The 9,573-nt window shown below is 73.9% G+C and carries 6 protein-coding genes; all 6 read right to left on the reverse strand.

The genetic code is table 11. From position 1 onward, the window contains the following. Nucleotides 1-105: 105 nt before the first annotated feature. Nucleotides 106-1,059 carry a bifunctional riboflavin kinase/FAD synthetase gene (locus tag P1P75_RS36210; protein ID WP_319263485.1) on the reverse strand — a complete coding sequence of 318 codons (954 nt, stop codon included), beginning with the start codon at nucleotides 1,057-1,059 and terminating at the stop codon, nucleotides 106-108. 171 nt (nucleotides 1,060-1,230) lie between these two features. Then, nucleotides 1,231-4,713, reverse strand: coding sequence for a trypsin-like peptidase domain-containing protein (locus tag P1P75_RS36215; RefSeq protein ID WP_319263487.1), 3,483 nt, complete (start codon nucleotides 4,711-4,713; stop codon nucleotides 1,231-1,233). 253 nt (nucleotides 4,714-4,966) lie between these two features. Next, entirely contained in the window at nucleotides 4,967-5,872 is a 906-nt protein-coding gene (truB, locus tag P1P75_RS36220; protein ID WP_319263489.1) for a tRNA pseudouridine(55) synthase TruB, read from the reverse strand. Beyond that, nucleotides 5,869-6,321, reverse strand: coding sequence for a 30S ribosome-binding factor RbfA (gene rbfA / locus P1P75_RS36225; protein WP_086772727.1), 453 nt, complete (start codon nucleotides 6,319-6,321; stop codon nucleotides 5,869-5,871). The genes truB and rbfA overlap by 4 nt, the downstream gene beginning before the upstream one ends. 43 nt (nucleotides 6,322-6,364) lie before the next feature. Continuing rightward, on the reverse strand, nucleotides 6,365-6,661 hold the full coding sequence (locus tag P1P75_RS36230; RefSeq protein WP_086772726.1) for a DUF503 domain-containing protein: 297 nt from the start codon (nucleotides 6,659-6,661) through the stop codon (nucleotides 6,365-6,367). Nucleotides 6,662-6,839: 178 nt separating this feature from the next. Continuing rightward, nucleotides 6,840-9,573, reverse strand: a 2,734-nt coding sequence (infB, locus tag P1P75_RS36235; RefSeq protein ID WP_319263490.1) for a translation initiation factor IF-2, incomplete at its 5' end; no start/stop codon positions are given.

Raw genomic sequence — 9,573 nt, forward strand, 5'->3', positions numbered from 1 at the left:
CCCCCAGCACCCCCAGCACCCCCAGCAGTAGCGCGCGGCCACGCGGAAGGGCGGCCGGTGTCACTCGACACCGGCCGCCCTTCTGTCGTCGTAGGAGCGGGTCCGTTACCGGATGCCCGCCTCCGCCACCAGTTCCCGGCAGCGCTTCACGTCGACGGCCATCTGCTCCAGGAGCCCGTCCAGGGACTCGAACTTGGCCTGGCCGCGGACGAACGCCAGGAAGTCGACGGCCACATGGAGGCCGTACAGGTCGAGGCCGACGCGGTCGATGGCGTACGCCTCGACCGTGCGCTCGGTGCCGTCGAACTGCGGGTTGGTGCCCACCGAGATGGCGGCCGGCATCGCCTCGCCGGCCGCGTGCAGCCAGCCGGCGTAGACGCCGTCGGCCGGGATCGCGGTGTGCGGGAGGGTCTCCACGTTCGCCGTGGGGAAGCCGAGTTCGCGGCCTCGCTGCGCGCCCCGCACGACGACGCCTTCGACGCGGTGCGGCCGGCCCAGGATCTCCCCGGCACCCTCCACATCTCCCTCGGCGACCAGGCGCCGGGTCAGCGTGGAGGAGAACGGCTCGCCGCCGCCCGCGTCGCCGCACACGAACAGGTCGACGACCTCGACCTCGAAGTCGTAGACCTTGCCCTGCTCGACGAGGAACTCGACGTTGCCCGCGGCCTTGTGGCCGAAGCGGAAGTTGGGGCCCTCGACGACCGCCTTGGCGTGCAGCTTGTCGACCAGGACCTTGACGACGAAGTCGGCGGGCGACAGCTTCGAGAACTCGGTGGTGAAGGGGAGGATGAGCACCGCGTCCACGCCCAGCTCCGCCATCAGTTCGGCGCGGCGGTGGTGCGGGGCGAGTAGCGGCGGATGGCTGCCGGGCCGCACGACCTCGCTGGGGTGCGGGTCGAAGGTGACGACGACGCAGGGCACGCCCAGCTCGCGGGCCCGGTCCACGGCGTGGCTGATGATCAGCTGGTGTCCGCGGTGGACGCCGTCGTAAGAGCCGATGGTGACGACGCTGCGCCCCCAGTCCTGGGGGATGTCCTCCAAGCCACGCCAGCGCTGCACTGTGACCGCTCCTCGAACCTGTGTCCGTGTTTGTCGTGTGGTGGTGTGTTCATGTGTTCCGTTGACCGCATACGCAGCTCTAAGGGTGCCATGCCGGGTGTCTCCGGCCCGCATCGGCATGGGCGCTGTGACTCGCCCCACTGCCGCGGGTCGTCCGGCCAGGCCCCTTGATCAGGCCGGAACCCGCGGTCCCGCCAGGTTCTCGATCATGCGACGGGTGCTCGGGCCGACCAGTCCCGCCCACTCCCCCGGCTTCCCCGACTCCCGCGGCTCTCCCTGCGCACCCGGCTCCCCCGGCTCCCCCGGCTCCCCGGTGAGCCAGGCCGCGATCTGCGAGGCGAACCCCGGGACATGGCGGGCCAGGTCGGTCAGGCCACGGTCGAAGCGGGCGGCGCCGTCCGGGGTGCGGCCGAGCAGAAGGCCGGTGCGGTGGACGAGAACACGCAGGTCCGGACCGCTGAGCCGGCCGGCCGAGTGCAGTACGGCGTCCAGGACGGCGGGCTCGCGTTCGTGGGCCAACAGGAAGTCCAGCAGCTCCCGGCGGAGGGCGCCCGGCCCGGCCAGGACACCGGCCAGGGCGGCCCGCAGAGGCTCGGGGCCACCGTCCAGCAACCCGGTGACCAGCGGAAACAGCACTGCGGTGGCGGCGGTACCGTCGTCGAGACGCTCATCGACGTGGGCGGCGAGGTCCCCGACGGCTTCCGGGCACCGCTCCATGGCCTCGCGCAGGAGCTGGGCCATCCGGCGGGCCAGGGCGGGAGTGGCGGCGTCGACGAGAGCGCGCGACAGCGGTCCGGCGTCCGTGCCGAGGCGGTCCAGCCGGGCACGGCAGGCGCCGAGCACCGGTTCCGGGTGGGTGGTGAGCGCGGCGAGCAGGGCGCCCGGCGGCAGCTTCGGGTCACCTGCCGTGAACCGCTCCAGCGCCTCCGGCAGGTGTCGCTCCCGGGCCTCGGGGTCGCGTACGAGGAGGGCGAGCGCCCCGCCGCGCAGGGTCCGGTCGGCGGGCCGGGCGAGGATCGCGAGAGCGGCATACCGCAGCAGCTCGCGGTCTGCGCGGGTGGACGCCCTGGGCGCGGCGCGCGGTCCGTACGTCATCGCCGCGGCACGCCGCTCCGGCCGTTCGTCGTGCGCCCATCGGTCGACGGCCCGGCACAGAGCGGAGGGCTCCTCCTCGGCCAGCACGGCGAGGAGTTCGCCCGCGCGCGGGTGCGCACGCTCCACGAGGACCTCGGTGAGGTCGTCCACCCCCCGGTGCCGGTGCGTGTACAGGAGCGCCTGCGCGGCCGTCGCCACGGTGGCGTGCGGCATCGCGGGCAACGGCCGCTCGTCGTCGAACCAGCGCGCGAGCAGCGGCTGTACGGCGGTGGCGTCGGCGGCGAGCAGCCGGGCGACGGCGTCGAGGTGGCGGGGCACGTCCTCCGCGTCCGGCGCGGGGTCCGCGAGGACCAGCCGGCGCAGGAGGTCGAGGCGGAGGCCGGCGGGGAGCGGCAGGGCGCTCCAGAAGCCGGGGCCGAACGCGACGGTGCGGCCGGGCCGGTCGCAGCGGCCCACGACCAGGTCGGCCAGCAGCCGCAGGACACCGGCGTACGGGGTCGCGTCCGGGAGGCGGGGCAGGGTCTCGGCGAGGAGTCGGGCGGCCCACCAGGACTCCGGGTCGGCCTCCAGGGCCTGGGTCAACTCCTCGAGTCTGGCGGCGAGTTGTCGGTGGCCCTGCTGCCGGCCGAGGTGCAGGAGTGCCTGCACGACGGGGCCGATGCGGTGGTGCGGGACGGGCAGCGGGTGGGTGCCGTCGGGAGTGCGGGGGCGGTGTACGAGGACGCGCAGGGCTTCGTCCAGGTCGAGGTGCAGTCCCTGGATCCAGTCGGCGAGTTCCTCGTGGGCGAAGCGGTAGCCGCCGCCGGCCGGCACCAGGAGGCCTTCGGCGAGGACGGCGGACGCCCAGCCGGTGCCGCCGCCGAGCCGGGCGGGGGCGGGCCCCCACGGGAACACCGCCTCGAACGACGCCCGGTCCAGCTCGCCCTGCCCCGGTCCCAGGCTGCGCCGGGCGGCTTCGTGGACCTGCCCGGACACCTTCGCGGCGAGCCGTCGTACGGCGGTGCCGCGCACGCCGTTCCCGGCGGCCAGCCGGACCGCGATCCGCAGGCACATCAGGTCGAGGTGGGCGGCGAGGACCTCGTCGCGGCCGACGGGGGTGCCGTCCTCGATGTCGGGGAGGGCGGCGCGGACCTGCGCGTACAGCCGGAGGGTGAGCGGATGCCCGGCGTCGCGTCCCGCGAGCACGGTGTCCGGGATGCCGAGCCGGGCCCGCACCTCGTCCGCCTCGGCCTCGGTGAGGTCGCCGAGGGGGACGCGCGGCGGCAGATCCCGGTCCGTGCGGCCGTACAGCATGCCCGCCGGGAAGTGCGGGCCCGCCTGCTCCCAGTACTCGGTCCGGCAGGCCACCGCCAGCCGGGTTCCCGTCTCCCGCAGCCAGTCCGCGGTGCCCTCGGTCCACTCGGGGAGTCGGTGGGCGAGGACGGGTGGCATCTCCTCGGGGCCGTCCAGCACCAGCAGCAGCGGGCGGCCCGCGGCGCGGGCGTGGTGGGCGAGCCGATCCGGGGTCAGCTCGTCGAGGGCGGGAACCGGCCGGGACGCGGCGACGATCCGGGCGGCGCGGCCCAGTGCGCGGCGGGCCGCGTCGGCGACCGAGCCGTCGCCGTCCCGCAGGTCGGCGCCGCGCAGCCACAACGTGGGCGCCGCCCCTCGCGCGCGCCGCGCGGCCAGGGCCGCGAGTGCGCTCGTACGGCCGCTGCCGGGGGCGCCGACGAGGCTGAGGACGTCGGCCGGGCTGCCGGCGAAGGCGTCGAACTCCCGTGCCGGACCGGCTCGTTCGACCAGGGCGCGGGGGTCGGCGGGCGGTCCGTCGGAGCCGACGGAGGTGGCGCTGAGTTCGAGGAGGCCCGCCAGGTTGAGGTCGGCGCCGTAGGCGGGGACGGTGGCCGCGTTGCGGGCGAGCAGGTCGGCGAGGGGGCCGCCGGGCGGGCCGGGGCGCAGCGGGACGGCGAAGCCGGTGTCGTGGTGGTCGGAGCGCAGGGCGGTGCCCAGCACGGCGACGACGGCGCCGGTCTCCACATCGAGGACGGGCCCGCCTGCCGCGCCCCCGCCGAGCCGCAGCGCGTCCCGCCCCGCCGTGCCGATGGCCAGCTCCAGACAGTCCGCGAGGCGGTGGAAGCGGGATGTGGCGGTGTACGTCACGGAGGTCGCCGCCAGCACCCGTGCCTCGCGCCAGCAGCCTGCGGGCAGCCGGACATAGGTGCCGCTCCCGACGTCCTCGCGGACGGTGACCGGCAGGGGGTCCGCGTCCAGGCCCTGGGTGCGTACGAGGGCGAGGTCCAGCTCCGGCAGCGGGGTGACGGCGTCGGCGGTGACGACGCAGCCGCTGCCGTCGGCGCCGTGGAGGACGAGGCGGGTGAGGCCGTCGACGGCCTCGTGGCTGGTGATGACGGTGCCCTGGTGGTCGGCCAGGAAGCCGGTGCCGCGAGGGCGGCCGGCGAGATCCTGGACGCGGACCAGGGTGGGTTCGGGGCGGGGGCTCGCGTCGTCCGCGTGCGCCGTCCCGGGGTCCTGCCGCGGTGCGTGGCGGCCGTCGCCGGTGCACGGGCTCCGTCCCGCCATCGCCGTACCTCCCCGCCGCGCCCGCGTGCCCTCTGGGTCGACGGTAGGCGCGTGGTGATCGGCGGGACAGGGCGCGATACGAAAGCGCCCCCGTGCACTCCCTCGGTTCACTCCGAGCGCCCGCCCGGACGGGTGAATGAACAGGGTGTGCTGGACACACCCTAGGGGTGGGGGAACCGAGGGGGGACCGTGGAGCGGCGGCGGAGCAGGACCCCGTGTCCGCCGCTCCACGGGCGAAGCGGAGCGTCGGGTCTCAGCCGAACACGGCCAGGCTCTTGGCCTTGCCCTTCTGTTCCTCCACGAGCGCCAGGAAGCGGCCCTCGGGGTCGAACACGGCGACCGCGCCGATCCCCGTGTACTCGTCGGGCATCTCCAGCCGCACACCGTTGAGCAGCAGCCGTGCCCGGCGCTCGTCCACGTCCCAGCGGGGGAACGCGGCCGTGGCGGCCTCCGCGACCGGCATCACCGTCAGCTCCTCCTGGAGCTGGTCGAGGGTGCGCGCGGAGTCCAGCTTGTACGGGCCGACGCGGGTCCTGCGCAGCACCGTGAGGTGACCGCCGACGCCCAGGTCGGCGCCCAGGTCGCGGGCGAGGGCGCGGATGTAGGTGCCGGAGGAGCACACCACCGAGACGATCAGGTCCAGGACGGGGGTGCCGTCCTCGGCGACGGCGTCCCGGACGTCGTACACGGTGAACGAGGAGATGGTGACCGGGCGGGCCGGGATCTCGAAGTCCTCGCCGTCGCGGGCCCGCTTGTAGGAGCGCACGCCGTCGATCTTGATGGCGCTGACCTTGGACGGGACCTGCATGATCCGGCCGGTCAGTTTGGCGATCCCGGCGTCGATGGCGTCCCGGGCGATCCCGGAGGCGTCGGTGGAGGAGGTGATCTCCCCCTCGGCGTCGTCCGTCAGGGTGTTCTGGCCCAGCCGGACCGTCCCCAGGTACTCCTTCTCGGTGAGCGCGAGGTGCCCGAGGAGCTTGGTGGCCCTCTCGATGCCGAGGACGAGGACGCCCGTCGCCATCGGGTCGAGCGTGCCGGCGTGTCCGACGCGGCGGGTCTTGGCGATCCCGCGCATCTTGGCGACGACGTCGTGCGAAGTGAAACCCGACGGCTTGTCGACGATGACAAGGCCGTCGGGCGGGGTCTGCTTCGGGCTCATTCGGCGGCGTCGTCCGTCTCGTCGTCCTCGTCGGGCTTCCTGTACGGGTCGGCGCCGGCGGCGTATCCGGCGCCCGCGGACGCCTCGCGCACCTTCTCGTCGGCCTGGCGCGCACGGTCGAGGAGGTCCTCGATGGTGCGGGCGTTGTCCGGGAGGGCGTCGGCGACGAAGCTCAGCGTGGGCGTGAACTTCACGCCCGACGCGCGGCCGACCTCGGAGCGCAGGACACCCTTGGCGCTCTCCAGGCCCGCGGCCGCGGCGGCCCGCTCCTCGTCGTCCCCGTACACGGTGTAGAAGATGGTCGCTTCCCGCAGGTCACCCGTGACGCGGGTGTCCGTGATGGTGACGTGGGAGCCGAGCCGCGGGTCCTTGATCCCGCGCTGTAGCTTCTGGGCCACCACCTCTCGGATGAGGTCCGCCAGCCTCTTGGCGCGCGCGTTGTCGGCCACTGGTCCGTCTCCCGTTCTTTCTTCTTTGCGTTCTCTGGTGTGGTCAGTCGTCGTGTTCGCCGTGGAGGCGGCGTCGGACCGACAGCAGCTCCACCTCGGGGCGGCCGGCGACCAGCCGTTCGCACCGGTCCAGTACATCGGTCAGATGCTCGGTGTCCCCGGACACCACGGCCAGGCCGATGACCGTCCGGCGGTGCAGATCCTGGTGGTCCACCTCGGCCACGCTCACCGCGTACTTGCGCTGGAGCTCGGCGACGATGGGGCGGACGACGGAGCGCTTCTCCTTCAGCGAGCGTATGTCGCCGAGGAGGAGGTCGAAGGACAGGGTCCCCACGTACATGTGTAACCGGTTCACCCGCCGGTACGGGATCGATGGCCCTGTCCTGAACGAACAGGGGCATCAGGAACGGTACCTCGATCCCGGCCGCGGCTCGACGGGGTTTTCCCCGCTCACCGCCGCCGGAACGCCGCACCGGCCGGCGGGGCAGCGCCCCGCCGGCCGGCACGAACCGGGGGTGTTACGCCCGCGGCTTCTCCCGCATCTCGTACGTCGCGATGACGTCGTCGACCTTGATGTCGTTGAAGTTTCCGAGGTTGATACCGCCCTCGAAGCCTTCGCGGATCTCGGTGACGTCGTCCTTGAAGCGACGCAGACCGGAGATGTTGAGGCTCTCCGCGATGACCTTGCCGTCGCGGACGAGTCGAGCCTTCGTGTTGCGCTTGACCTCGCCCGAGCGGACCAGGACACCGGCGATGTTGCCCAGCTTGGACGACTTGAAGACCTCGCGGATCTCCGCCGTGCCGAGCTCGACCTCCTCGTACTCCGGCTTCAGCATGCCCTTCAGGGCCGCCTCGATCTCCTCGATGGCCTGGTAGATCACCGAGTAGTACCGGACGTCGACGCCCTCGCGCTCCGCCATCTGCGCGGCACGGCCGGCCGCACGGACGTTGAAGCCGATGACGATCGCGTCGGAGCCGGTCGCCAGGTCGATGTCCGACTCGGTGACCGCGCCCACGCCGCGGTGCAGGACGCGGATGTCGACCTCTTCGCCGACGTCGAGCTGGAGCAGCGAGGACTCGAGAGCCTCCACCGAACCGGACGCGTCGCCCTTGATGATGAGGTTGAGTTCCTGCACCAGACCGGCCTTGAGCGCCTCGTCCAGGTTCTCCAGGGAGAACCGGACTCCGCGCCGGGCGAAGTTGGCGTTGCGCTCACGCGCCGCGCGCTTCTCGGCGATCTGGCGGGCCGTGCGGTCCTCGTCGACGACGAGGAAGTTGTCGCCGGCGCCCGGGACGTTGGTGAGACCGAGGACGAGGACCGGGGTCGAGGGACCCGCCTCTTCCACGTTCTCGCCCTTGTCGTCGAGCATCGCGCGGACACGGCCGTACGCGTCGCCGACCACCATGGTGTCGCCGACCCGCAGGGTGCCTCGCTGGACCAGGACGGTCGCGACGGCGCCGCGGCCACGGTCCAGGTGGGACTCGATCGCGATGCCCTGCGCGTCCTGCTCCGGGTTGGCCCGCAGGTCGAGCGAGGCGTCCGCGGTGAGGACCACGGCCTCCAGCAGCTGCTCGATGTTGAGCCCCTGCTTGGCGGAGATGTCGACGAACATCGTGTCGCCGCCGTACTCCTCGGCCACCAGACCGAACTCGGTGAGCTGACCGCGCACCTTGGTCGGGTCGGCACCCTCGACGTCGATCTTGTTGACCGCGACCACGATCGGCACGTTGGCCGCCTTGGCATGGTTCAGCGCCTCGATCGTCTGGGGCATCACACCGTCGTTGGCCGCCACCACGAGGATCGCGATGTCGGTCGACTTGGCACCACGGGCACGCATGGCGGTGAACGCCTCGTGGCCCGGGGTGTCGATGAAGGTGATCCTGCGCTCTTCGTCGTTGACCTGAGTGGCGACCTGGTACGCACCGATGTGCTGCGTGATACCGCCGGCCTCGCCCGCGACGACGTTCGTCTTGCGGATGGTGTCCAGCAGTCGGGTCTTACCGTGGTCGACGTGACCCATGACGGTCACGACCGGCGGACGCGCGACGAGGAACTCCTCGCCACCCTCGTCCTCGCCGAACTCGATGTCGAAGGACTCGAGCAGCTCGCGGTCCTCCTCCTCGGGGCTGACGATCTCGAGGACGAAGTTCATCTCGTCCGCGAGGAGCTTCAGCGTCTCGTCGGAGACGGACTGCGTGGCGGTGACCATCTCGCCGAGGTTCATCATCACGCCGACGAGCGACGCCGGGTTGGCACCGATCTTCTCGGCGAAGTCGGTCAGCGAGGCACCGCGCGACAGGCGGACGGACTGTCCGTTGCCGCGAGGCAGCATGACGCCGCCCACCGACGGGGCCTGCATGGCCTCGTACTCCTGGCGCCTCTGACGCTTCGACTTGCGACCGCGACGCGCGGGACCGCCGGGACGACCGAAGGCGCCCTGCGTGCCACCACGGCCACCGGGACCGCCGGGACGGCCACCGAAGCCGGGACGACCGCCGCCGCCACCGCCGGGACCACCGGGACGACCGGCGAAGCCACCGCCGCCACCGGCACCGGGGGCACCGGGACGACCGGCGAAGCCGCCGCCACCGCCACCGGGACGACCGGCGAAGCCGCCGCCGCCACCGGGACGACCGCCGCCGCCACCGGCACCGCCGGGACGACCGCCACCGCCGGGACCACGACCGCCGGGACCGCCGCCACCGGGGCGGGGGCCGGCAGCCGGACGCTGCGGCATCATGCCGGGGTTGGGACGCGGACCGCCGCCGGGACGCGGAGCGCCGCCCTGCGGACGGGGCATGCCGCCCGGGGAGGGACGCGCGCCGCCCGCGGACTGCGGACGCGGAGCGCCGCCCGGGGCTCCGGGCGAGGAGGGACGCGGGGCGCCGCCGGGCGCGCCGGCACCGCCGGGACGCGGACCGCCGGGACCGCCCTGCGGGCGCGGGGCCTGCGGACGGGCCATACCGGCGTTGCCGCCGGAGGTGAAGGGGTTGTTGCCGGGACGCGGACCGGCCGGACGCGAGCCCGGACGCTGAGCGCCGCCACCGGGACGCTGACCCTGCGCGGGGGCCGGGCGCTGGCCCTGACCGCCCTGCTGACCCTGACCGGCGGCCGGACGGCCGGCGGGACGGGGTGCGCCGGGACGCGGGCCCTGGGAGGCCGGCTTCTGGGCGGCCGGAGCCGCCGATGCGGCCGGTGCGGCCGGGGGCGCCGGCGGAGCGGTGAACTCCGGGGCGGCCGGGGCCGGACGC

The sequence above is a fragment of the Streptomyces sp. ID05-39B genome (genome assembly GCF_033794725.1).
In the GTDB taxonomy this organism is placed as follows: domain Bacteria; phylum Actinomycetota; class Actinomycetes; order Streptomycetales; family Streptomycetaceae; genus Streptomyces; species Streptomyces bobili.